Source organism: Caulobacter sp. DWR3-1-2 (assembly GCF_049896225.1).
In the GTDB taxonomy this organism is placed as follows: Bacteria; Pseudomonadota; Alphaproteobacteria; order Caulobacterales; family Caulobacteraceae; genus Caulobacter.
In genome coordinates, this window is record NZ_JAFCTW010000003.1 from 373,619 (window position 1) to 398,998 (window position 25,380).

At 68.0% G+C, this 25,380-nt stretch carries 16 protein-coding genes; 9 read left to right on the forward strand and 7 right to left on the reverse strand.

What is annotated here, in order from left to right; translation table 11 throughout:
* Positions 1-28: 28 nt before the first annotated feature.
* The gene (locus tag ACP696_RS06310; protein ID WP_426012221.1) at positions 29-1,087 is read left to right on the forward strand and encodes an alginate lyase family protein; all 1,059 of its coding nucleotides are present in this window, start codon (positions 29-31) and stop codon (positions 1,085-1,087) included.
* Positions 1,088-1,091: 4 nt separating this feature from the next.
* Here ACP696_RS06310 and cobA read toward each other — a convergent pair whose 3' ends face one another.
* The 7 genes from cobA to ACP696_RS06345 all read right to left on the reverse strand — a co-directional run bounded on the left by cobA (position 1,092) and on the right by ACP696_RS06345 (position 10,603).
* On the reverse strand, positions 1,092-1,865 hold the full coding sequence (cobA, locus tag ACP696_RS06315) for a uroporphyrinogen-III C-methyltransferase (RefSeq protein WP_426043564.1): 774 nt from the start codon (positions 1,863-1,865) through the stop codon (positions 1,092-1,094).
* Entirely contained in the window at positions 1,855-4,539 is a 2,685-nt protein-coding gene (locus tag ACP696_RS06320; protein ID WP_426043565.1) for a molybdopterin-dependent oxidoreductase, read from the reverse strand. Before ACP696_RS06320 ends, cobA begins: the two co-directional genes overlap by 11 nt.
* Positions 4,539-4,898: a nitrite reductase small subunit NirD gene (gene nirD, locus ACP696_RS06325; RefSeq protein WP_426012224.1), complete on the reverse strand. Its 360-nt coding sequence runs from the start codon at positions 4,896-4,898 to the stop codon at positions 4,539-4,541. Before nirD ends, ACP696_RS06320 begins: the two co-directional genes overlap by 1 nt.
* Positions 4,895-7,351, reverse strand: coding sequence for a nitrite reductase large subunit NirB (gene nirB / locus ACP696_RS06330; RefSeq protein ID WP_426043566.1), 2,457 nt, complete (start codon positions 7,349-7,351; stop codon positions 4,895-4,897). The genes nirD and nirB overlap by 4 nt, the downstream gene beginning before the upstream one ends.
* A 28-nt stretch (positions 7,352-7,379) precedes the next feature.
* Positions 7,380-8,603: a nitrate/nitrite transporter gene (locus ACP696_RS06335; protein ID WP_426012226.1), complete on the reverse strand. Its 1,224-nt coding sequence runs from the start codon at positions 8,601-8,603 to the stop codon at positions 7,380-7,382.
* 270 nt (positions 8,604-8,873) lie between these two features.
* Positions 8,874-10,028: a CmpA/NrtA family ABC transporter substrate-binding protein gene (locus tag ACP696_RS06340; RefSeq protein ID WP_426043567.1), complete on the reverse strand. Its 1,155-nt coding sequence runs from the start codon at positions 10,026-10,028 to the stop codon at positions 8,874-8,876.
* The gene (locus tag ACP696_RS06345; protein ID WP_426012230.1) at positions 10,025-10,603 is read right to left on the reverse strand and encodes an ANTAR domain-containing response regulator; all 579 of its coding nucleotides are present in this window, start codon (positions 10,601-10,603) and stop codon (positions 10,025-10,027) included. The genes ACP696_RS06340 and ACP696_RS06345 overlap by 4 nt, the downstream gene beginning before the upstream one ends.
* Positions 10,604-10,858: 255 nt before the next feature.
* Between ACP696_RS06345 and ACP696_RS06350 the strand changes: the two genes are divergently transcribed.
* The 8 genes from ACP696_RS06350 to ACP696_RS06385 all read left to right on the forward strand — a co-directional run bounded on the left by ACP696_RS06350 (position 10,859) and on the right by ACP696_RS06385 (position 25,280).
* The gene (locus ACP696_RS06350) at positions 10,859-12,166 is read left to right on the forward strand and encodes a glycoside hydrolase family 53 protein (protein WP_426043568.1); all 1,308 of its coding nucleotides are present in this window, start codon (positions 10,859-10,861) and stop codon (positions 12,164-12,166) included.
* A 279-nt stretch (positions 12,167-12,445) separates the two neighbouring features.
* Complete coding sequence (locus ACP696_RS06355; protein ID WP_426012234.1) at positions 12,446-15,070, forward strand: TonB-dependent receptor; 2,625 nt, start codon at positions 12,446-12,448, stop codon at positions 15,068-15,070.
* Positions 15,071-15,180: 110 nt separating this feature from the next.
* Positions 15,181-17,688, forward strand: coding sequence for a beta-galactosidase GalA (gene galA / locus ACP696_RS06360; RefSeq protein ID WP_426012236.1), 2,508 nt, complete (start codon positions 15,181-15,183; stop codon positions 17,686-17,688).
* Between the two features lie 87 nt (positions 17,689-17,775).
* Positions 17,776-18,240, forward strand: coding sequence for a CopG family ribbon-helix-helix protein (locus ACP696_RS06365; protein ID WP_426012238.1), 465 nt, complete (start codon positions 17,776-17,778; stop codon positions 18,238-18,240).
* The gene (locus tag ACP696_RS06370; RefSeq protein ID WP_426012240.1) at positions 18,237-19,067 is read left to right on the forward strand and encodes an urea amidolyase associated protein UAAP1; all 831 of its coding nucleotides are present in this window, start codon (positions 18,237-18,239) and stop codon (positions 19,065-19,067) included. The genes ACP696_RS06365 and ACP696_RS06370 overlap by 4 nt, the downstream gene beginning before the upstream one ends.
* Before the next feature lie 5 nt (positions 19,068-19,072).
* Complete coding sequence (locus tag ACP696_RS06375) at positions 19,073-19,699, forward strand: urea amidolyase associated protein UAAP2 (RefSeq protein ID WP_426012241.1); 627 nt, start codon at positions 19,073-19,075, stop codon at positions 19,697-19,699.
* An 8-nt stretch (positions 19,700-19,707) separates the two neighbouring features.
* The gene (gene uca, locus ACP696_RS06380; RefSeq protein WP_426012242.1) at positions 19,708-23,418 is read left to right on the forward strand and encodes an urea carboxylase; all 3,711 of its coding nucleotides are present in this window, start codon (positions 19,708-19,710) and stop codon (positions 23,416-23,418) included.
* Complete coding sequence (locus ACP696_RS06385; RefSeq protein ID WP_426043569.1) at positions 23,415-25,280, forward strand: allophanate hydrolase; 1,866 nt, start codon at positions 23,415-23,417, stop codon at positions 25,278-25,280. Before uca ends, ACP696_RS06385 begins: the two co-directional genes overlap by 4 nt.
* Positions 25,281-25,380 lie beyond the last annotated feature (100 nt).

Below are 25,380 nucleotides of genomic sequence, written 5' to 3' on the forward strand. Positions count from 1 at the left end.
CATGTCTTTGTCCAAAGAGACGCGTGACATGAAGACGTTGCTGATGGGCGCGGCCTGCGCCCTGGCGCTACTGGCCTCGCCGGCCCTGGCGGCCGACTACGCCCTGCTGGGTTCGGCCTACGCCAAGGGCGGCGCCGCAGCCCCCGCAGCAGCGGACGTCCTGAGCAAGGCCAAGGCCGCCCTGACCCGTCCGCCCGGCGCGATCCCTCTGCTGCATACCGAGGGCACCCTACCCGGCAAGGGCATTCGCGAGATCAGCGTGACGGCCAAGGAGGACCAGCCGATCGTGCTGAACCTGGCTTTGGCCTGGCGGCTGACGGGCGACCGGGCCTATCTCGACCAGGCTGGCCGCTATCTGGAGAACTGGGCCGACGTCTATCAGATGTCTTTCAACCCGATCGACGAGACCGGCTTCGACGCCCTGATCATGGCCTATGACCTGACTGAGGCCGACCTGCCCACGATGACCCGCGCCAAGCTCGATGGGTTCTGGCGGCGCATGGCTGTCGGCTATCTCGACGCCATGGATGGCAAGCCGCGCAATTTCGACACCAACTGGCAGAGCCACCGCGTCAAGCTGGCCACGATGGCGGCTTTCCAGGTCGCCGACGCCAAGCTGATCGACCGGGCCCGGGCGGCTTTTAGCGCCCAAGTCACGACCAACCTGCTGGCCGACGGCACAGTGCACGACTTCCACGAGCGCGACGCCATCCACTACGTCACCTACGACCTGGACCCACTGATGATGGCGACGCTGTCGGCTCGCGCCCATGGCGAGGACTGGTTCACCTGGCGCAACGCCGCCGGCGCCAACCTGCCCGGCGCGCTCGACTGGCTGGCGCCCTACGCCAAGGGCGAAAAGATCCATATCGAGTTCGCCAACTCGAAGGTCCAGTTCGACCGCGACCGCGCCGGCGCGGGTCAGAAGGAATATGCGCCGCACCCGTGGGATCCCGTCAATGCGGTCGGCACCTATGCCTTGGCCAGCCTGATGGACCCGCGCTATGCCCCGCTACGCGACGATCTGGTCAAGCGCACGCATCGCCAGCCAGCGGGGTGGATCCAGCTCCAGGACCAATCCCGCTGAAACCTTAGCCCACGGCGCGCGACAGTTCTTCAAGGACATCGCCCGCGCTCCTGGCCTGGGCGGCGACCTCGCCGATGACGATCAGCACCGGACCGCCGCGCGTCTCGCCCAGCGCCGCCGCCAATGTGCCCAGCGTACAAGGATAGAGCCGCGCCTCGACGCCGCCCGCCTGCTCCACGGCCACCGCCGGAGTGTCTGGCGAGCAGCCGGCGGCGATCATCCGTTCACTCAGCGCGCCCGCGACCTCGCCGCCCATATAGATGGCCATCGTGGCTTCCGGATCGGACGCGGCGCTCCAATCGCCAGCCAAGGCGCCGGCCTCCAGTCGCGCCGTCGCGAACACCACCCGTCGCGCCTCGCCGCGATGGGTCAGGGGGAAGCCAAACTGAGCGGCGGCGGCGCAGGCGGCGGTGACCCCCGGCACGACCTCGACCGGGACGCCGTGGCCCTGGAGGAACGCTGACTCCTCGCCCACCCGGCCGAAGATCGACGGATCGCCGCCCTTGAGCCGCACCACCCGCAGGCCCTTGCGGGCCAGGCGCAGCATCAGCCGGTTGATCTCGTCCTGGTGCATGCTGAGCCTGCCGGCCCGCTTGCCGGTCTGGATGCGCACGCAGCCGGGCGGGGCCAGGGCGATCGCGTCATCCGAGATCAAGGCGTCGTAGAGTAGGGCCTGGGCGCTCTCGACGGCGCGAACGGCGCGGACGGTCATCAGGTCCACGGGGCCCGGGCCGGCGCCGACCAGCAGGACGCGGCCGGCTTGAGCATCATGCGACATGGAGGGTCTCCTTGACGGGCGGGATGACGACCGACGCGGCGATCATGCGGGCGATCTCGGGGCGGCAGGGGCCGCAGTTGGTCCCTGCCCCGGTCGCGACGCCGACCGCGTCAGGACTGATGGCCCCCGCGACGATCGCGGCCTGAACGGCCCTTGCGCCGATCTTCAGGCAGGCGCAGACCATCGGTCCCTCGTCGATCGGCGCGCCGGGCGGACGGCCAAACAACAGCGCCGAGCGGGCTTCAGGACTGAGCACCGGTTCAGCGAACAGCTCGGCCAACCAGTCCCGCGCCGGCAGACGACCGGCCAGGGTGACATACAGCACAGCGACCAGCCGCCCATCCTCGACCCAGGCGTCGCGCCGGGCGCCGGTGGCGGCGTCTTCGTAGGTCACGAGTTCGCCGGTCAGGCCTTTGACAAGCGCCTTGCGCAGGGCGGCGCGCTCGGCCTCATCGCCCCGACCGGCGAACTCGTGTTGCTGGCAGGCGTCCTGCGGGATGCGCCGCCAGACGAGGTCCAACCCCGTGGGGGATGCGAGGCTGGACCGCGTCAGAAAAAAGCCCTTCCAGGTCTCGCGATGGGCGCGGATCCGGGCGGGGGTGTGCTTGAACTCCGGCTGTCCCGAGGTCGGGTCGAGATTAGCTGCCACCAGCGGATTGGCGCGGCCGGACGGCGCGAAGGCGTTGGTCCAATGCATCGGCATGAACAGGCTGCCCGGCCGTTGACGGTCGGTGAGCTTGGCCAGGACCACGGCTTCGCCGCGCACGGTGATGATCCGGGTCAGGGCGCCGTCCTTGAGGCCCGCGGCCTCGGCGTCTGCCGGATGGACCTCGACAAACGGTTCGGGCGCGTGGCGGCACAGGTCGGGAGCCAAGCCGGTGCGGGTCATGGTGTGCCACTGGTCGCGGATGCGACCGGTGTTCAGCGAGAGCGGGAAGGCCGCGTCGACGGCGTCCGCTGGGCCGCGCGGCCGGGTCGGGACCATGCGGGCTCGGCCGTCTGGCGTCTGGAACCGGCCGTCGATGAACAGCCGCGCCGTGCCCTGGCCGTCCGCCGTCACGGGCCACTGCAGGGGCGACAGCGCCGCATAGGCCTCCGGCGTCAGGGCGGCCAGGCCCGCCAGGTTCAAGACCCGCCCCTCGTTCTCGTAGGCCGTCATCCGCGCCCACTCGCGAAAGACCCTGGCCTGAGACGGCCATCCGAATCCATCGAAGCTCATGGCGCGTCCGACGTCGGCGACGATCCGCCAGTCGGCGCGGGCCTGGCCAGGCGCCGGGAACAGCGCCCGCTGCCGCGAGATCCGGCGCTCGGAATTGGTCACCGTCCCGTCCTTCTCGCCCCAGGCCAGGGCCGGCAGCTTGACGTCGGCGAAGGCCGTGGTGTCGGTGTCTACGCAGTCCGACACCACCACGAACGGGCAGCGCTCCAGCGCCTCGCGCACCCGGGTGGCGTCGGGCATCGAGACGGCCGGGTTGGTGGCCATCACCCAGATCGCCTTTATCTTGCCCGCATGGACCGCCTCGAACATGTCGACGGCCTTCAGGCCCGGGGCGCGGGCGGTGTCGGGCGCCCCCCAGAAGCGGGCGACGCGGTCGCGGTCGGCGGGGGCGAAGTCCATGTGGCCGGCCAGGGTGTTGGCCATGCCGCCGGTCTCGCGCCCGCCCATGGCGTTGGGCTGGCCGGTGATCGAGAACGGGCAGGCCCCTGGCTTGCCGATCCGCCCCGTCGCCAGGTGGACATTGAGGATCGCCAGCCCCTTGGCCGTGCCCTGGGCCGACTGGTTGGCGCCCATGGAAAACAGGCTGACCGTGCGCTCATGGGCGGCGAACAGCTCGTAGAAGGTCAGCAAGTCTTCCACCGGCACGCCGCAGTCGGCGGCCACGGCGGCGGGCGACTGATTTAGCTCGGCCAGGGCCGTCTCGACATCCGCGAAGCCATTGACGTGAGCGGCGATGTAATCGCGGTCGATGGCCCCCCGCCGGATCAGGTCGGCCAGCAGACCGTTCCACAGTCGCACGTCGCTTTGCGGGGCGATGGCCAGGTGCAGGTCTGCGCCTTCGGCGGTGTCGGTGCGGCGCGGGTCGATGACCACGTGCTTCTGGCCTCGCGCCTTGGCGGCCTCCATGCGCCGAAACAGCACCGGATGGGTCCAGGCGGCGTTGTGGCCGCTGAACACCACCAGGTCGGCGAGATCCAGGTCCTCATAGCAGCCCGGCACCAGGTCGGCGCCGAACGCCTGCTTGTGGGCCGCCACCGCCGAGGCCATGCAGAGCCGGCTGTTGGTGTCGATATTGCCCGAGCCGATGAAGCCCTTCATCAGCTTGTTGGCGACATAATAGTCCTCGGTCAGCAGTTGGCCCGAGACATAGAAGGCCACGCTGTCGGGCCCGTGCTTGGCGATGGTGTCCTTGAAGCGCTTGGCGACCAGGGCCGTGGCGTCGCTCCAGGACGCGACCTTGCCGCCAATGGTCGGCTCAAGGAGCCGGCCCTGCAGCCCCACCGTCGCGCCCAGCGCCGCGCCCTTGGAACAGAGGCGGCCGAGATTGGCGGGATGAGCGGCGTCGCCGGTCACGGACAAGGCTCGGCTCTCACCGACAGCGCCGCTCACGCCGCAACCGACCCCGCAATAGGGGCAGGCGGTCTTGATCGTGAGCGCGCCGCCGCCGTCTGCCATCAGGCCCCCCGTATCGCCGGCGCCGTCGCCAGACTGAGCATCAGACGGCCGTCGCGCACTTCCAGTGGCACCACCGGCGTGCAGCCCTTGCCCTTGTCGGCGCCCATGGGCTCGCCCGAGGCCAGGTCAATCGACCAATTGTGCAGCGGGCAGGCCACGGCGCGGCCGTGGACGATGCCCTGGCTCAGCGGACCGCCCTTGTGCGGACAGGCGTCCATCAGGGCGAACACCTCGCCATCACCGGTTCGGAAAATGGCGATGTCACCGCAGGGGCTGGTGACGCGACGGGCCCCGCGACGCGGAATGTCCGTCACCGCGCCGACATCGATCCAGACCGGAGATTTCAGGGGCGCGTTCATGCGGGGGCGAACTCCATCCGGCGGCTCATGGGGGTGAACTCCTCGTTGTGGCGGCCGGCCACGCGTTCGGCCCAGGGGTCGATGCGGGCGAAGCGCTGCGAGAACACGAAGCGGTCGTAGAGCGCCTTGCGGGGTTCGGGATCCGTGACCTTGGCCTGAATGGTCTCCAGGCCAACCCGAGCCATCCACTTGTAGACCCGCTCCAGGTACCAGCCCTCTTCGCGGTACAGCTGCATGGCTGCGGCGATCACCCAGACGGTCTCGTCCTCCGAGGCGACGTGGGTCAGCACCTTGGTGCCCTGGATGTGCAGGCCGGCGGCGCCGCCGATGTGGATTTCGAAGCCGCTATCCACGCAGACCACGCCGAAGTCCTTGCAGGTGGCCTCGGCGCAATTTCGGGGACAGCCCGACACCGCCAGCTTGACCTTGGCCGGGGCCCACGAGCCCCACAGGAACTTCTCCAGCCTTATGCCCAGGCCGGTGGAATCCTGGGTGCCGAACCGGCACCAGTCGCTGCCGACGCAGGTCTTCACCGTGCGCAGGCCCTTGGCATAGGCGTGGCCGCTGACCATGCCGGCGGCGTTGAGGTCGGCCCAGACGGCCGGCAGGTCGTCCTTCTTGACGCCCAGCAGGTCGATCCGTTGGCCGCCGGTGACCTTGACCGCCGGGATCGCGAACTTGTCGGCGACATCGGCGATGGCCCGCAGTTCGTCGGGCGTGGTCATGCCGCCCCACATCCGGGGAACGACCGAATAGGTGCCGTCCTTCTGGATGTTGGCGTGGACCCGCTCGTTGATGTAGCGCGACTGCTTGTCGTCGCGATATTCCGACGGCCAGGCGCAGAGCAGGTAGTAGTTGAGGGCCGGTCGGCACGAGGCGCAGCCGTCGGGCGTGGTCCACTCCATGGCCTGCATCACGGCTGGCATCGACTTGAGGTCGTACTCGACGATGGCCGTGCGGACGTCCGAGTGCGGCTTGTGGGCGCACTTGCACATCGGCTTGGGGCCGGTCTGTTCCTTGAAACCGTCTCCCAGGGTCAGTTTCAGCACCTGCTCGACCAGCGGGGTGCAAGAGCCGCACGAGGCCGAGGCCTTGGTCGCCGCCTTCACGTCATCCAGGGTCGTCAATCCCTGGAGGGTGATGGCCGCGACGATCGAACCCTTGCAGACACCGTTGCAGCCGCAGATTTCCTGCGTATCGGGCATGGCCGCAACGGCCGCATTAGGGTCCAGGCCGGACAGCCCTTCCGTGATGGCCTGGCCGAAGATCAGGGTCTCGCGGATGTCCGTGACCGACGTTCCGGCCCGCATCAGGTCGAAGTACCAATTGCCGTCGATGGCGTCGCCGAACAGAACTGAACCGACGAGCTTGCCGTTCTCGATGACGACGCGCTTGTAGACACCGCGTCCTGCGTCGCGGAACACGATGTCCTCGCAGCCTTCGCCACCCGAAAACTTGCCGGCCGAGAACACGTCGACGCCCGAGACCTTCAGGCGGGTCGACAGAACCGAGCCTTGATAGGCCCCCTCCCCGTCGGTCAGCGACCCGGCCAGCGCGCGGCACATCTCCCAGATCGGCGCGACCAGGCCGTAGCAATTGCCGCGATGCTCGGCGCATTCGCCCACGGCGAAAACCGCCGGATCGGAGGTGCGCATGGCGTCATCGACGACCACGCCGCGATTGACGGCCAGGCCCGCCGCCCTGGCCAGGCTGGCGTTGGGCTTGATGCCCACGGCCATGACCAGCAGGTCGCACGGCAGGACGCGGCCATCCTTGAGCTTGAGGCCCACGACCTGGCCGTCCATGCCAAGGATCTCCTCGGAATGAGCGCCCAGCACCGTCTCGACGCCGCGCTCCGCCAGGGCCTCACGCAGCAAAAAGCCGGCGCTCTCGTCCAGCTGGCGTTCCATCAAGACGTCCATCAGGTGAACGACGGTGGCCGCCATGCCGCGACGGGCCAGGCCGTAGGCGGCCTCCAGGCCCAGCAGACCGCCGCCGATCACCACGGCCCTGGCGCCGGGCTTGCCAGAAGCGGCGATCATGGACTCGACGTCGTCCAGGTCGCGGAAGGTGACCACGCCCGCAAGATCGATGCCGGGCAACGGCAGACGGAACGGGTCAGACCCCGTGGCCAGGATCAGCTTGTCATAGGCGACTTCCAGCCCGCCCTCGGCGGCGACTTTGCGGCCTTCCAGGTCAATCGCCGTGACGGCGCGGCCGGCATGCAGGGCGATGGCGTTATCCGCGTACCAGGCCTCGTCATTGATCACGATGTCGGCGAAGGACTTTTCCCCCGCCAGCACTGGCGACAGCATGATGCGGTTGTAGTTCACCCGCGGCTCGGTCCCGAAGATGGCGATCTCGTAGCGGCCCGGATCGCGCTTTAGGACTTCTTCGACCGCCCGGCAACCGGCCATGCCGTTGCCGATGACGACCAGCTTTTCCTTGGTCATGGTTCTGCTCACTGGGAAGGAAAAGGGATCAGACACGGATCGGACGGGCGTCGGCGCCGTGCAGTGTCGGCCAAACCAAGCGCCAGCGCGCCTTGAGACCGAGCAGGGCGAAGAGCGCGAACACCGCCAGGGCCGCGAAACCGAGGAAGCCGAGCTGATAGGAGCCGGTCAGCTTCTTGGCCATGCCCAGCGTCGAGGCGAGGTAGAAGCCGCCGATGCCGCCGGTCATGCCGATCAGCCCGGTCATCACCCCGATTTCCTTGCGGAACCGCTGCGGCGCCAGCTGGAACACCGCGCCATTGCCGGCGCCCAGGGCCAGCATCGAGAACATCAGCACGGCCAAGGCGATCCAAGCCGAGGGCATCTGGAAGCTGGCGGCCGCCAGGCCGACGGCGGCCAAGGCGAAGACAATGGTCAGGGTTCGCACCCCGCCGAAGCGGTCGGCCAGGGCCCCGCCGACCGGACGGATGAACGAGCCGGCGAACACGCAGGCGGCGGTGAAGAAGCCGGCGATCACCGGGGTCAGCCCATATTCCGAGTTGAAATAGATGGTCAGGGACGAGGCCAGGCCGACGAAGCCGCCAAAGGTCACCGCGTAGAGCAGCATCAGCCACCAGGCGTCCGGAACCTTCAGCACTTCCATATATTCGGGCAGGGTCTTGGGGGCAGGTTGCTCGGGAGCGTCCTTGGCCAGCAGCATGTAGACGACAAAGGCGACGGCGAGCGGGATGGCGGCCAGGCCGATCACGTTCTGCCAGCCAAAGGCCTTGGCCAACAGCGGCGCGAACAGGGCGGCCAGGGCTGTGCCGGAGTTGCCGGCCCCGGCGATGCCCAGGGCCAGCCCCTGATATTCTTGCGGATACCAGCGCGAGGCCAGCGGCAGGGCCACGGCGAACGAAGCGCCGGCCACGCCGAGCACGACGCCCAGGGCCAAGACCTGGTGGTAGTTATGAATGCCCAGCAGCCACGCTGCGACGAGGCCGGTCAGCACGATCAACTGGCTGATCATCCCGGTCTTCTTGGGACCGATCCGATCGACCAGCACGCCGTTGACCAGGCGCAGCACCGCCCCCGCCAGAACCGGGATGGCGACCATCAGGCCCTTCTGGGCGGGGTCGAGATGGAAGTCCTTGGCGATGGCCACGCCCAGCGGGCCCAGGATCACCCAGACCATGAAGCTCAGGTCAAAATACAGGAACGCGGCGAACAGGGTCGGCGCATGGCCGGCCTTCAGGAAATCACGGGAGAGCATGATGCGCCTCGGATGTTGCGTGTCTGCGAGAGCGAGGCGCGAACGCCTCGGGCGGGTGGCCGCATCCGAGCGGTCGTCTCTGGCAGCCACGAACTTCGTTGTCCGGAGGCCTGATGCTAGTGGAGTGTCGAGGGGCCGGCGTTGTCACGCGCCATGCCGCGTCGCGGTGTCGATAGGCCTGCATCGCGCGGTTGCTCAGCAAACGGACAGCATCGATGCTTCAAGCATGAGCAATTCTTTGGGGCGAGCTGCGCCCGAGCGGACGATCGCCTAGGCGCGGGCTCGGCTGATCGCAAACCCGGCGGCATAGCCACGGGCATCACCGGGGTCGAAGCTAACCCCGTCGAACAGCGCCGCCGGAACTGACGCCGCGCCGTCCTCGAACGCCTGAGCCGGGCCCAGGATCGGCCCGATCGACAAGGCCGCCTCGCGAAACAGGTCCGGGCGATAGACCCGGTCGGCGACGGCTGCGAGATCAAGGTCGTCGGCGACCTGAGCCCAGCGCACCATCTGCGACAGGAACCACAGGGCGTGCTCTCGGCGGGGCAGGCCCGCAGCCCCGCGATGGAAGACGATCTCCTGCCGCAGAGCTCGCGCCACGACCTCGGGCTCGGCGCCGACGTGCTCGGGACGCGACAGCAGCGCCACCAGTTCGGCGTGATTGCCAGGCTCGTCACACCAGGCTGCGGCGCGCAGCAAGGCCCGTAAGGCGGCGCGCAGTTCGCCGGGATGACGCTCGGCCCAGGCCTGCGTAAGGCCGAACACCTTGTCAGGCCCGCCCGGCCAGAACGTCGAGGCCTTGATCAGCATCTCGCCGACCCCTTGGCTCATCGCCACCGCGTTCCACGGCGCGCCGACGCAGAAGCCGTCGATGCCGCCGGACTGGAGATGATCGACCATGCGGGGCGGCGGCGTCACCACCAGTCGAACTTCGCGATCAGGATCGACGCCCGCTTGCGCCAGCCAGTAGCGCAGGGCGTAATTGTGCATCGAATGGGGGAAGACCACCGCGAAAATCAGTGGCGGCGCGCCATGCTCCTTGCGCTGCTCAACCAAGCGAGCCAGCGGACGGGCGGTGATGATCTCCGCCGCCATGCCCTCGGGATCCAGCGCACGCATGGCGGCGGCCAGGCCGAGCGAGACGGTGATGGCGCTGCCGTTCAGGTTCAGGGCCAGGGGCGCCAGCATCGGCGCCCCCGAGCCGTCGCTGGCCAGTCCCGAGGCCAAGGCCATCGGCGCCAGCATGTGGGCGCCGTCGAGCGCGCCGACCGTCACCTTGTCGCGGATCGTCGCCCACGAGGCTTCACGGCTGAGCGAGACCTCCAGCCCCTCTTGGGCGAACAGGCCCAGACTTTTGGCCACCACCAGCGGCGCGCAATCGGTCAGCGGGATGAAGCCCAGCGTCAGGTCGGCCAGCCCGCTCACGACGCGTCCCCCTTCAGCACGCCGGCGAAGGCCAGCAGGTCGGCGGCCACCGAGCCGATCGGCTTGCCGCGATCCATGGCCAGCTTGCGCAGCAAGCGATAGGCGCCGTCCTCGTCCAGGCCACGCTCCTTCATCAGCAGGCCCTTGGCCCGCTCTACCGTCTTGCGCGACTCAAGGTCGGCCTTGGCCTTGGCCAGGTCGCCGCGCAACTGCTGGATCAGGGCGAAACGGCTCATGGCGACGTCGAGGATCGGCCGCACCCGGGCAGGAGACAACCCATCGACGATATAGGCCGCGACGCCGGCCCGAACGGCCTGCTCGGCCAAACCTGGCTCGGATCGGTCGACGAACATCACAACCGCGCGCTGACTGCTGGGGCTGATTTCACGGAGACTGTCGAGCGTGTCGCGATCAGGGCTGTCGGAGGCGATCACCACGACGTCCGGTGCGAAGGCCGCCACTTCCGTCTCGTCATAAGTCGCCGCCTTGCGGACCTCCAAAGGGTCCACGCCCCGCAGTCCTTCAGCGACCAGGGCGGCTCTGGCGGGGTCTGGATCGATCACGAGCACGCGCATGCGGTTGGCGTAGGTTCCTCCCGAGCCCTGCGGGAGCGCATAGCGCGGCGCGCCGAGCCTCTTGCCGATTCAGCCCGCCACTTGCGCACCGACGCCTTTATTAACGGCGCCGAAAGACCCTAAGCCACCAAAACCCCTCTTGATTTATAATATCAATGCGATGAGTGTCCGCCAGTTCCGGCGTGAGCCGCGGTATTGAGGGGGATAGACATGCGACACCCGGGCCACTGTATAACCGTTGCCCTGGCGGCTAGCTTGCTGACCCTTGGCGTCGCGCAAGCCGCCGAGCCCCCGATCTATCTGGGCGTCGATATCTCCTACGCCAACGAAATGGACGACTGCGGCGCGGTCTATCGGTCCGGTGGCAAGCCGGTCGATCAATACCAGTTCTTCAAGGCGGCGGGCGCCAACGTGGCGCGGATTCGTATCTGGAACGACCCGGACTGGACCAAGTATTCCAACCTCGCCGACGTCAAGCGCAGCATCCGCCGCGCCAAGCGGGCCGGCCTGCAGGTGCTGCTCGACTTCCACTATTCCGACGACTGGGCCGATGGTGAAAAGCAGCTGGCCCCGAAGGCGTGGGCCAAGCTATCGACGCAGGACCAGACCAAGGCGTTGTACGCCTTTACCCATGACACCCTGACGGAACTGGACCGCGAAGGCCTGATGCCCGAACTGGTGCAGGTGGGAAACGAGACCAATGGCGAGATCGTCTCCAGCCTGGCCAAGGCCAAGGAGCCGATCCACTGGGACCGCAACGCCCTGCTGTTCAACGCCGGGATCAAGGCCGTGCGCGACGCGGGCGCTGAGAGCAAGATCAAGCCGCGCGTGATGCTGCACATCGCCCAACCCGAGAACGTCGAGCCCTGGTTCGCCGCCGCCGCCAAGGCCGGGGTCAGCGATTTCGACATCATTGGGATCAGCTACTACAGCAAGTGGTCCAAGCGCTCGATGGCGCAACTGGGCCAGACCATCAACCGCCTGCGCAATACCTATGCCGCCGACGTGCTGGTGGTGGAGACCGCCTACCCGTTCACCACCGCCAACGCCGACAGCTCGCCCAATCTGCTGGGCGAAGACTCGCTCATCGCCGGCTATCCGGCCACCCCGGCGGGCCAGAAAAAATACCTGATCGACCTGACCCAGCTGGTTCTGGCGAGCGGCGGCACGGGGGTCTTCTACTGGGAGCCGTCCTGGCTCTCGACCAAGACCTGCGGCACCCGCTGGGGCAAGGGCTCCAACTGGGAGAACGCGGCGCTGTTCGACTTCAAGGGCCAGGCCCTGGAGGGCGCCGACTGGCTCAAGACCGCCTATGTCCTTCCCGTCGAGGTGACCTTCAAGACCAAGGCGACCACGGACGCCGCCTTCATTGACGGCGACTTCCTGGGCGGCGTTGGACCCAGGCCCATGACACGCGAGGGCGACGCCTTCGTCTATCGCACCCACCTGATGCCGGGCGCTGCGGTGACCGTGGCCACGGCGGAGGCGTCAGACGAGGTCGCCGATTCACCCGCCGTCGCCGCCGCCATCGGGCAACGCGCCGCCGTCGTTCCGCTGCCCTAACGGCCCACGTTTTCAGCGACTTTCTTGCCGTTCAGCGCGATAGCATCGCCCCAAAACGTTCGAGGCTTGTCATGTGTGATTGATATGATAAATAGAAATTCTCGACTGGAAGAAGACACCGGTCGAGGAGCGCTCGGCAGAAGCGCGGAGAATTTCGGTGCGAATCCCGCACCCAACTGAACCGGCGGACTTTCAGCGCTGGACCGATCCATTCGCATCAGAACGAGAGAGCAGCCGCGTCACGGAACGCGGCGCCGTCGCCACACGGGGGAACCACCGATGTCTCACTACAAGTTGCTCGCCGCTGTCAGCGGCATGGCCATGATGGCCGCCGCCAGCGCCTACGCGCAAACCGCTCCCGCGCCAGCCAACGCCGCTCAGGTCGACGAAATCGTCGTCACCGGCGTTCGCAAGAGCATGCGCGACGCCCTGGCGGTGAAACAGGGCTCGGACAAGGTGGTCGAGGCCATCTCGGCCAAGGACATTGGCGTGCTGCCAGACGTCACCATCGCCGAGTCCATCGCCCGCCTGCCCGGCGTCAACGCCACCCGCGACCGCGGCAATGACAGCCAGGCCGTCGTGCGCGGCCTGGGCGCTCGCCTGGTGCTCGGCACGATCAACAACCGCGAAGTCGCCTCGTCCGAGCCGGACCGCAACGTGCGCTGGGAAATCTATCCGTCGGAGGTCGTCTCGGGCGTGCAGGTCTACAAGTCGCAGTCGGCCGACCTGATCGCCGGCGGCGTGGCCGCCACCATCAACATCGATACGATCGCCCCGCTCGACTACAAGGGCCCCGAATTCGTGCTACGCGCCGGCCCGGTCTATTATGACGGCGGCAAGGACATCCCGAACTACGGCACCACCGGCTACCGGGGCAGCGGCTCGTTGGTGCACAAATTCAACGACGATCTGGCTATCGTGCTGGGCCTGACCAGCCAGCGGCAGAAGAACGGCTACGGCTCGTTCACGGGCTGGGGCTACAACGACTCGATCGCCCGCCCGCCAGCCGGCGCCAGCGATTACAGCGGCGACCTGAACGGCGACGGCAAGCTGGACGCCACCCCGTGGGGCGCGCAAGAGTCGGCCAGCCGCATCGACCAGAAGCGCACCGGCGTCTCGGGCGGCCTGCAATGGCGGCCGACCGACCAGTTCGAGCTGAAGGGCGACGTCCTCTATTCGAAGATCAAGATTTCCGAACTTCAGGACCAGACCGTCTGGGGCCGCAACAACTGGGGCAACTGGAACAACGGCAACCGGGGCGACTACACCGCGCCCGGCGCGTCCTACACCCTGATCAACAACACCGTGGTCGCCGCTCGCCTGCCCTACAGCTCGGTGACCACCGTGCTGTCGCACTATACCGAGGACAAGGACCTGCTGGCTGGCGGCCTCAACGGCAAATGGACCAACGACCAATGGACCATGGCCGGCGACGTCTCCTATTCCAAGGCCGAACGCACCAATTCCTGGAAGGGCGTGCGGGTCGAGGCTTATCCAGACTGGACCACCTTCGACACCCGGGCCGGCCAGACCCCGACCATCACCACCAGCGCCCCCACCATCAGCCTCGCGCAGTACGCCAACCAGTACGGTTCGCATGACGGGCCCGAGCATCTGAACGATGAACTAAAGGCCGCCGCTCTCGACTTCACCCGCCAGCTGGAAGGCGTTCCGTTCAAGAGCGTGCAGTTCGGCGTCCGCGCCTCGGATCGCACCAAGGAACACGGGGCGGCGGGCTATTCGCCCGCGCCGACTGGCGTGACCGTGCCGGCCAATCTGTTCACCGCATATACGATCGGCAAGGGCGCGAACCTCCCGGCCATACTGACCGGCGACATCGACAAGATCGCGGCCATCGCCTACGGCGCCAACGCGTTCAGTCGCGCCGCCGACAAGCCCGCCGAGGACTGGAGCGTCCACGAGAAGGTCTATGAGGGCTATGGCAAGCTGAACTTCGCGGGCGACAGCGTCGGCGGCGCCTGGCTGACCGGCAACATCGGCGCCCGCGTGGTTCGCACCGAATCCGAAAGCACCGGCTTCCGAGCCGACACCACGGGCGCGGTCGCGTCCGTGGTGGTGGGCAGCCGGCACACTGACTTCCTTCCGTCGGCGAACGCCAAGTTCGACTTCGGTGATGGCAAGGTGTTGCGCCTGGGCCTGGCCAAGGTCATCGCCCGCCCGCCGCTGGACGAACTTCGCGCCAGCCGCACCTTGACCACTTGGTCGCCCTATACCGGCAGCGCCGGCAACCCCAAGCTCGACCCGTTCGAGGCCGTTCAGCTGGACGCCTCGGCTGAATGGTACTTCCGTCCGGAGGCTCTGATCGCCGCGTCCTACTACTACAAGGACGTCAGCTCCTATATCGGCTGGAAGCAGACCCCGGTCGTCTATAACGGCATCACCTACGCCGTCGCCAGCCCGACCAACGGCGGCGGCGGCTATATCCAGGGCCTGGAACTGACCTTCCAGACGCCGTTCTTCTTCCTGCCCGGCCCGCTGGCCAATTTCGGGATCTATTCGAACTACGCTTACGTCGACTCCGACCTGAAGGAGTTCTCGCCAGCCAACAATCCCCTCGACATGACGGGCCTGGCCAAGAACACCGCCACGGTCGACCTGTGGTACGCCCACGGCCCGCTCGAGGCGCGACTGGGCTACAAGTATCACAGCCCGATGACGGTGATTTACGGCTGGAGCGGCGCGGACCTGCAGACCCTGGAGACCGAGAAGACGCTCGACTTCAGCTCGTCGTACCAGATCAATGACCACATCGGCGTGCGCTTCCAGGTCAACAACCTGACCAACGAGGCCCTGCGTATGTACCGCGACAACGATCCCAACCGGATCGGCCGTTACGACGTCTACGGCCGCCGCTTCCTCGCCGATGTGACGGTGAAGTTCTAGATCTTTGGACTTTTAGCTCTGGGATTCATCACGCCTCCCCGATGATCCTGCGACTGGGGAGGAAGCTTCTCGCTTCCTCCCCTTTTTTTGCCTTTCGCGTGAGAAACCCGATGGTCGATTTCAGCCGACGTGATGCCCTGGTCGCCACCGTGGGCGTGACCACCCTGGCCGCCGCGTCGTCCGCGAACGCCGCCACGCCTTCGACGCCCGCACAGCCCGCCATCGACCTTTCGCCCCGCGAGCGTCGCTCGCTCGACTTCGACTGGCGCTTCAAGCTGGGGCATGCCCAGGATCCGGCCCGCGACTTCGGCTACGGCGCCAACCAGAGAACCTATGCCAAGGCCGGCGCGACCGCCGCCAACTGGCAGGTCAGCCAGCTTTCCGATCCTAAGTTCGACGCCAGCGCCTGGACGCCGGTCACCCTGCCCCACGACTGGGGCGTGGAGTTGCCGTTCGTCGACAACCCCGCGTTCGTCCCGTCCGGCAAGCCCGACGACGAGGACCTTCGCGCCGCCCATGGCTACAAGCCTCTGGGCCGCGAATTTCCCGAGACCAGCGTCGGCTGGTACCGCAAGACCTTCGCCCTGCCCGCCACCGACGCCGGCAAGCGATTGTCGATCGAGTTTGACGGAGCGTTCCGCGATGCCCTGGTCATCGTCAACGGCTACGTGCTGAGCCACGAGGACAGCGGCTACAGTCCTTTCCGTGTCGACGTCACCGACATCGCCAATCTCGGCGGAGACAACAGCCTGGTGGTTCGGGTCGACGCCTCGATCGGCGAGGGCTGGTTCTACGAGGGCGCGGGCCTCTATCGTCACGTCTGGCTGGTCAAGACCGCCGCGGTCCACGTGCCGCAGTGGGGCGTGTTCGTACGCGCCAAGATCGACGGGACTCTGTCGATCGACACAGATCTCATCAACGAGGGCGCCGCGCCTGCCGAGTACGAGCTCGTGCAGAGCGTGGTCGACGCTCAGGGCAAGCCGGTGCTGGCGCTGACCGCCGCTCAGGGTCGCCTGCCGGGCTGGGAGCGCCAGTCGCTGTCGCAGACCGCCCACATCGCCAGCCCGGTTCTGTGGTCGCTGGAGACTCCCCACCTCTACAGCTTGCTGACCGAGGTCAAGGTCGGCGCTGCCGTGGTCGATCGGTTCGTCACGCGGTTTGGCGTCCGCTCCATCGCCTTTGACGCCGACAAGGGCTTTCTGCTCAACGGCCAGTCTGTGAAGCTGAAGGGAACCTGCAATCACCAGGACCACGCCGGCGTGGGCGCTGCGATCCCTGACGCCCTGCAGGTCTGGCGGCTGGAACAGTTGAAAAGCATGGGCTGCAACGCCTACCGCGCCGCGCACAATCCGCCGACGCCCGAGTTGCTGGACGCCTGCGACCACCTGGGCATGCTTGTCATTGACGAAGCGCGCCGGATGTCCAGCGATCCCACGTCGATGGACGAGCTCGAACGGCTGGTCCGCCGCGACCGCAACCACCCCAGCGTCATCCTGTGGTCGATCGGTAATGAGGAGCCTCAGCAGGGCACGGCGCGCGGGGCCAAGGTGGCGACGACCATGAAGCGCCTGGTCAATCGCCTGGATCCGTCCCGCCTGGTCATCGCGGCCATGGACTCGGGGTTTGGCGAAGGCATCAGCGCGGTGATTGACGTCCAGGGCTTCAACTATCGCCACGAGAAGATGGACGACTTCCACGCGAAGTTCCCGAACGTGCCGATCATCGGCACCGAGAGCGCCAGCACCGTCGCCACGCGCGGCCAATACGCCCGCGATGACGCCAAGCTCTATGTACCCGCCTACGACACCGAGCACCCGTGGTGGGCCACCACCGCCGAACTGTGGTGGAGCCACGCGGCCGACCGCCCGTGGATGGCCGGCGGCTTTATCTGGACCGGGTTTGACTATCGCGGCGAGCCGACGCCTTTCAACAGGTGGCCGAGCATCAGCTCGCATTTCGGCGCGCTCGACACCTGCGGCTTCCCAAAGGACAATTACTACTACTACCGCGCCTGGTGGCGGCCCGAGCCGCTGCTGCACCTGCTGCCGCACTGGAACTGGGAAGGCCGCGAGGGCCAGCCGATCGCCGTCTGGGCCCACAGCAATTGCGACAAGGTCGAGCTGTTTCTCAACGGCAAGAGCCAGGGCGTTCGCGACGTCGTCCCCAATCACCACGTCGAGTGGTCGGTCCTCTACGCGCCTGGCGTGATCGAGGCCCATGGCTACAAGGCCGGCAAGGTCATCTTGCGCGAACGCCGCGAAACGGCTGGCCCGGCCGCCGCCCTGCGCTTTACGACCGACCGCTCGCGCCTGACCGCCGACGGCCAGGACGTGGCGATCCTCAAGGTCGAGGTGCTCGACGCCAAGGGGCGTCCCGCGCCTCGCGCCGACGACTCGGTCACCTTCACGGTGACAGGCCCCGGCCAGGTGATTGGGGTTGGCAACGGCAATCCCGCCAGCCACGAGCCGGACGTCGCCAGCCAGCGCAAGGCCTTCAACGGCCTGTGCCAAGCGATCGTCCGCACGCAACGCGAACCGGGGCAGCTTCGCGTCGTCGCCAGCGCGCCTGGCCTCAAGCCGGCCTCGGTGGTGATCGGCGTCAGCGCCCGCAACGCCTAGCGCAATTTTCGGGCAGGGCGCGGCAAGCTCGTGAAAGTTTGATATTACGTATTGCGATTTACGTAATACTCGATCTAGCTGGAGGGCATGGATATGCCCTCCTCCACCCTGGCGCGCCTGAGCGTCAGCTTGCCGGCCGAACTGCTGGACCAACTGGACGCCATGGTCGCCGAGCGCGGCCTGCCCAGTCGTTCGCAGATGATCGCCGAGCTGATCCGCCATGAGTTGGCCGAGCACAGCGGCGCGCGCTCCGACGCCGTGCTGGCCGGGACAATCACCTTGATCTACCGCGCCGAGAGCGGTCGCGTGCGACACGCCCTAGCCCAGACCCAGCTGGGCTATGTGAAAGAGGTGATCTCGGCCCAGAACGTCTTCCTCGAGGACGATCAGGCCATGGAGGTGCTGCTGGTCCAGGGGCCGTTCGAGCGCCTGCAGCAACTGTGCGACGACCTGCGCAAGGTGCGCGGCGTGCAACAGATCAAGCTGGTCACCACCACCGCCCTGCTACCGCCGCTGCACGCCCATGGCGACCACGACGGAGTGGCCGGATGAGCGACCTGAACACCGCCGATCCCTACGCCGCCCAGGCCCATGCCCGCGCCCAGGCCGGAACCCGCGCCGAAGCGATGCCGACGGTGCCGGCCAAGGCGGCGACCGACCTGCCGGACGGCGTGGCGTCGGCCGAGGTGGTCTGGGACGAAACCATCGCCCCCGGCGGCTACGCCAGTCGGCAGATCGCCCGCGGAACCCGCCTCCGCCTGACCGACCTGGCCGGCGACGCCAGCGCGTCCCTGCTGCTGTTCAACGCCGAGCGTCCGGTCGAGCGACTCAATATCGCCGACACCCTGAAGGTCCAGTGGAACGGCTACCTCGGCCAAGGCCGGTTGTTGCTGTCCGACATGGGCCGGGTGCTGGCCAGCCTGGTGGAGGACACCGCCGAAACGCACGACGCCTTCTGCGGGGCTTCGAACCAGGCGAGCAACGCGCGGAGGTATGGCGACGGCTTCAATCACGGCGCCCATCCCAACGCCCGCGACCGCTTGTCGCTGGGCGTCGCCAAGTTCGGCCTGGGGCGCAAGGACATCCATCCCTGCCTGAACCTGTTCAAGGCCGTGCGCATCGCCCAGGGCGGCGACACGCTGATCGACATCGGCCCCTACCCGCCCGGCCGGTTCGTCACCCTGCGCGCCGAGATGGACTTGATCGTCGTGGTCGCCAACTGCCCGCACGTGCTTGATCCGCGTCCAGACTATGTCGTCACACCGCTGCGGGCCACCGCCTGGCGCGGGCCCATCACCCCTGAATCCGACAGGATCCGAAACGCGACGCCGGAGGGCCTGAGGGCCTTTCTCAACGTCGAAGACTATTTCAGCCGGTGAGCGCCATGACCCTCTCTGCCCCGCCCCTGGGAAACATCGTCCACGACGAAGTCGTCGCCGCCCGCGCCCCGTGGCTGCACACGATCACGGCCGGCCAGACCCTGCGGATCGTCGATCTTGAGGGCAATCAGGCCGTCGATTTCCTGGCCTATAGCGCCGCCGACGACGCCGAACGCTACAGCGCCCAGGACACCGTCGCCGCCCAGGGCAACGTCTTCCTGCGCGAGGGCTCGGTGCTGCTGTCCAACGAGGGCGCGGCGATGATGACCATTACCGCAACGGCCGTAGCCTATCACGACACTATCGGCGGGGCCTGTTCCTGCGAGAGCAATACCCTGCGCTACGGCCACCACACCAAGGCCCAGCACGCCTGCGTCGAGAACTTCCTGATCGCCAACGCCCGCCACGGCCGCGGCAAGCGCGACATGGTCAGCAACGTCAACTGGTTCATGAACGTGCCCGTCGAGGCCGACGGGGCCCTGGGCATCGTCGACGGCATCTCGGCCCCCGGACTCTATGTCGATCTGCGGGCCGAGATGGACGTGGTGGTGGTGGTCTCCAACTGCCCGCAGATCAACAACCCCTGCAACGGCTTCAATCCGACGCCCGTGCGCATGATCGTTTCGGAATAGCCGCGCCCATGCTCGACAAGATTCCTTTCCACAAGGTCCTGATCGCAAACCGGGGCGCCATCGCCTGCCGGATCATCCGCACCCTGAAAGCCATGGGCGTGAAGTCCGTAGCGGTGTTCAGCGACGCCGACGCCGGCTCGCTGCATGTCAGTCTCGCGGACGAGGCCGTGCGGATCGGTCCGGCCCCGGCCGCCGAGAGCTACCTGCGGGGCGACCTGATCCTCGCGGCGGCCAAGGCAGCGGGCGCCCAGGCCATTCACCCGGGCTACGGCTTCCTCAGCGAGAACGCCGACTTCGCCCAGGCTTGTGAGGCGGCGGGCGTCGCCTTCATCGGCCCTACGCCCGCCAACATCCGCGCCTTCGGCCTCAAGCACACGGCCCGCGACCTGGCCCAGGCCCACGGCGTGCCGCTGGCGCCCGGCACCGACCTGCTGGTCGATCCAGCCGCCGCCCTGGAAGCCGCCGAGCGCATCGGCTTCCCCGTAATCCTGAAGGCCACGGCCGGCGGCGGCGGCATCGGCATGCGGGTCTGCGAGACGGCCGAGGCGGTGGCCGAGGCCTTCGCCGCCGTCCAGCGCCTGGCGACCGGCAATTTCAGCGATGGCGGAGTGTTTCTCGAACGCTATGTCCGCCAGGCTCGCCACGTCGAGGTCCAGGTGTTCGGCGACGGGGCAGGCAAGGTCATGGCCCTCGGCGAGCGCGACTGCTCGCTGCAGCGGCGCAACCAGAAGGTCGTCGAGGAAACCCCCGCTCCCGGCCTGCCCGCCGCCACCCGCGCCGCCCTGCTGGACGCCGCCGTGCGCCTGGCCTCGGCGGCGGACTATCGCTCTGCCGGCACGGTGGAGTTTCTGTACGACGCCGAACGCGACGACTTCTTCTTTCTGGAGGTCAACACCCGGCTACAGGTCGAGCATGGAGTCACCGAGCAGGTGACGGGCGTCGACCTTGTCGAGTGGATGGTGCGCGGCGCGACCGGCGACTTCAGCTTCCTCGACGGCCCGCCGCCCGAGCCGAAGGGCGCGTCGATCCAGGTCCGGCTCTATGCGGAGGACCCGGCCCAGGACTATCGCCCCAGCTCCGGCGTGCTGACGGAAGTGTCGTTCCCGGACGGGGTCCGCTCCGACGGCTGGGTGGTGGACGGAACCGAGGTCAGCGCCTTCTACGACCCGCTGCTGGCCAAGCTGATCGTCACGGCAGAAGACCGCCCCGCTGCCGTGGCGGCCTTGCAGTCGGCGCTGGACGAGACGCGCCTGGCCGGCATCGAGACCAATCTGCACTGGCTGCGCACCGTCGTCCGCTCCGAAGCTTTCGTCAGCGGCGAGGTCTCGACCCGTGCCCTCGAGGGCATAGTCTGGGCGCCCGACACCATTCAGGTGCTCAGCGGCGGGCCGGCCACCACCGTCCAGGACTGGCCTGGCCGCCAGGGCTACTGGGACGTGGGCGTCCCGCCGTCCGGCCCGATGGACGCCCTCGCCTTCCGGCTGGGCAACCGGCTGCTGGGCAATGGCGAACTCGCCGCCGGGTTGGAGATCACCGCCCTCGGCCCGACCCTGAAGTTCAACCGCCCGGCGGTCCTCTGCCTGACGGGCGCCGCGTTCGACGCCAAGCTCGATGGCGAACCGGCCCCAGCCTACGCGTCCTTCGCTGTGGCGCCGGGCCAGACCCTGAAGATCGGCCGCGTGGTCGGCGCTGGCCTGCGCGGTTACCTGCTGTTCCAGGGCGGGTTGGACGTGCCGACCTATCTGGGCAGTCGCTCGACTTTCACCCTGGGTGGCTTCGGCGGCCATGCCGGCCGAAGCCTGACGGCCGGCGACGTCCTGCGCTTGGCTGACGGGGACACGCCCATGGGCGTGTCCCCGACCTCATCCCTGCCATCGTCCCTGCGCCCCGTCCCGACCAAGGCCTGGACCATCCGCGTCCTGCCCGGCCCGCACGGCGCGCCGGACTTCTTCACGCCGGCCGACGTGGCGATGATCGGCGGCACGGACTGGAAGGTCCACTACAACTCCAACCGCACCGGCGTGAGGTTGATCGGACCCAAGCCGCAATGGGCGAGGCGCGACGGCGGCGAAGCCGGGCTGCATCCATCCAACATCCATGACAACGCCTATGCCATCGGCGCCATCGACTTCACCGGCGACATGCCGATCATTTTGGGGCCCGATGGGCCGTCGCTGGGCGGGTTCGTCTGTCCGTTCGTGATCATCCAGGCGGACCTGTGGAAGGCTGGACAGCTTGCGCCAGGCGATACGGTGCGGTTCGAGGTGGTGAATGATGCGGCGGCGGCCTTGGCTTTGGCCGAGCAGGAGACCTTGCTCGAAACGCTCAACGACTCCCGCCACCGGCCCTGCGGGCCACCTCCCCCACAAGGGGAGGCGTTGAACGAAAGTCCTCCTCCCGTGGGGGATGTGTCGGCGCAGCCGACGGAGGGGGGAGACCCTGTTCTTCGGGAGCTGCCCGAACAAGGCCACCGGCCCCGCGTCCTCTACCGCCGCCAGGGCGACCAACATCTGTTGATCGAGTACGGCCCCATCGTGCTGGACCTAGAGCTGCGGCTGCGCATCCACGCCCTGCTGCTGGAACTCCAGAGCCTAGCCCTGCCCGGCGTCATCGACCTGACCCCCGGCATCCGCTCGTTGCAGGTCCACTATGACAGCCGCCGCCTGACCCAGGCCGACCTGCTGGCCGCCCTGGTCGCGGTCGAGGAGCGGCTGGGGGGGCTGGATGACTTCGAGATCCCCTCACGCGTGGTCCACCTGCCTCTGAGCTGGAACGACCCGGCCATCAGACAGACCATCGACAAGTACATGCAGGCCGTCCGGGACGACGCGCCCTGGTGCCCCGACAACATCGAGTTCATCCGCCGCGTCAATGGCTTGGCCAGCATTGACGATGTCCAGCGCATCGTTTTCGACGCCCGCTACCTGGTGATGGGTCTGGGCGACGTCTATTTGGGCGCGCCGGTCGCCACCCCGGTCGATCCGCGCCATCGCCTGGTGACCACCAAGTACAACCCGGCCCGCACCTGGACCCCGCCCAATGTCGTCGGGATCGGCGGGGCCTATATGTGCATCTACGGCATGGAGGGTCCAGGCGGCTACCAGCTGTTCGGGCGCACCATCCAGGTCTGGAACACCTGGCGGCAGACCGAAGCCTTCACCGACGGCAAGCCGTGGCTGCTGCGGTTCTTCGACCAGATCCGTTTCTTCCCGGTCAGCGCCGAGGAACTGGCCGAGTGGCGTCGCGACTTCCCGCTGGGCCGTCGCCAGATCCGCATTGAGGAAGAGACCTTCCGCCTGTCCGACTACCGCAAGATGCTGGCCGAGAACGCGGACAGCATCGCCAGCTTCCAGGCCACCCGCCAGGCCGCCTTCGACGCCGAGCGCGCCGACTGGGAGGCCAAGGGCGAGTTCGCGCGGGTCGAGGCCCTGTCCAGTGTGAGCGACGACGCCGGCGACGCGGTGGCCGTCACGGCGCCGGACGGCAGCGACCTGGTCGAGGCCCCACTCGGCGGTAATGTCTGGAAGGTGCTGGTCGCGCCCGGGCAGCGGGTCGAGGCCGGAGCGGTGATCGCCGTGATCGAGGCGATGAAGGCCGAGGTGGACGTCAACAGTCCCACGGCCGGCGTCGTCACCGCCGTCTATGCTCAGCCCGCCCGGGCCATCGCCGCCGGCGCACCGATCGTCGCCATCGCGCCCGATCTGGAAGCGGCGGCATGAGCGACTTTCAGCGCCTGTCCGTCGTCGCGATCGCTGACGCGGTCAACGCCGGAGCCAGCGCGATCGCGATCGCCCAAGCGGCGCTCGACGCGGCCGCCGCCTATGACTTGATTCAGCCGCAAGTCTGGATCCTGCGCCTGCCGACAGAAACCGTTCTAGCCCAGGCTCGCGCCGTCGAGGCCCGGATCGCCGCAGGCGAAAGTTTGCCCCTGGCCGGCGTCCCCTTCGCTGTGAAGGACAATATCGACGTCGGCGGCTTGCCAACCAGCGCCGCCTGCCCGGCCTTCGCCTACGCGCCGGACCGCTCGGCGACCGTGGTCGAGCGGCTGGTCGCGGCCGGCGCCGTGCTGATCGGCAAGACCAACCTCGACCAGTTCGCCACTGGCCTGGTCGGGGCCCGCAGCCCCTACGGCGCGCCGCTGTGTGTGTTCAACCAAGACTATGTCAGCGGCGGCTCGAGCTCCGGTTCGGCCGTCGCCGTCGCGGCCGGCTTGGTCGCTTTCTCGCTCGGCACCGACACCGCCGGGTCGGGCCGCGTGCCGGCCGCCTTCAATCACCTGATCGGGCTCAAGCCCAGCAAAGGCCGGTGGAGCACGCGGGGCGTCGTTCCGGCCTGCCGGTCGCTGGACTGCGTCAGCGTGTTCACCGCCGACCTGGCGGGCGCGGCGTTGGTCGACGAGGTGCTGACGGCGTTCGACGTCGGGGATGACTATTCTCGGCGGGCGCCGGCAGGCACGCTTGGTCGCTCCGCGACAGCTCCCCCAGGGGGAGAGCATCTGGCGGGCGCACAACCTAGATCCTCCCCCTCTGGGGGAGGTGGCCCGGAGGGCAGGAGGGGGTTCGCCTTCGGCGTTCCTAAGCAAGACCAACGCCTCTTCATGGGCGACGAGCAGTCCGCCGCCCTCTACGCCGCCGCGATCGCCCGCTTCACCGCCGCCGGCGGCGCGCCCATCGAGATCGACATCGCTCCGCTGCTGGACTGCGCCAAGCTGCTCTACAGCGGCCCCTGGGTCGCCGAACGCACCGCCGCCGTCGAGGGCCTGCTGCGCGACAAGCCCGGCGCGATCCATCCGACGGTGCGCACCATCGTCCAGGGCGGGCTCTCGGTCAGCGGCGTCGAGACCTTCAACGGCCTTTACGCCCTGGAAGCCCATCGCCGCGCCGCCGAGCCGATCTGGGACGCGGTCGAGGTGCTCCTGCTGCCCACCGCCCCGACCGTCTACCGCCTGAAGGAAGTGCTGGCCGAGCCGATCGCGCTGAACGCCAATCTCGGCCTCTACACCAATTTCGTGAACCTGCTCGACATGAGCGCCCTGGCCGTCCCCGCCGGCTTCCGTGAGAACGGGACGGGCTTTGGCGTCACCCTGATCGGACCGGCCTTCGCCGACCGCGCGCTGCTGGCCCTGGCCGAGCGCTACCTGGAGACCTTCCCCATGGCCGACACGCCCCCGCTCGACCTGACCCTGCGCAAGCCCGGCGTGAAGCTGGCCGTGGTCGGCGCCCACCTCGCCGGCATGCCCCTGCACTGGCAGCTGACCTCGCGCGAGGCCCGGCTGGTCTCGGCCACCAGGACTGCGCAGGCCTACAGGCTCTACGCCATGGCCGAGACGACGCCGCCGAAGCCGGCCCTGATCCATGTCGGGAACGGAGGGTCATCGATCCTGGTAGAGGTCTATGAACTGGATTTTGAGGCTTTCGGGTCCTTCGTCGCCGAGGTCCCGGCGCCCCTGGCCATCGGGACAGTGACCCTGGAGGACGGGACCTCGGTCAAGGGTTTCGTGGCGGAGCCGCGGGCGCTGAATGGCGCGACCGACATTACCGAACTGGGCGGCTGGCGAGCCTATATCGCTTCGCTGGCCTAAGTCCTCCCCCCGTGGGGGAGGCGATCGCGCAGCGATCGGTGGGGGGAGTTTTAGGGTCGACTTGGTCCAACCCCGGCGATCGTCCTATCCCTCCCCCCTC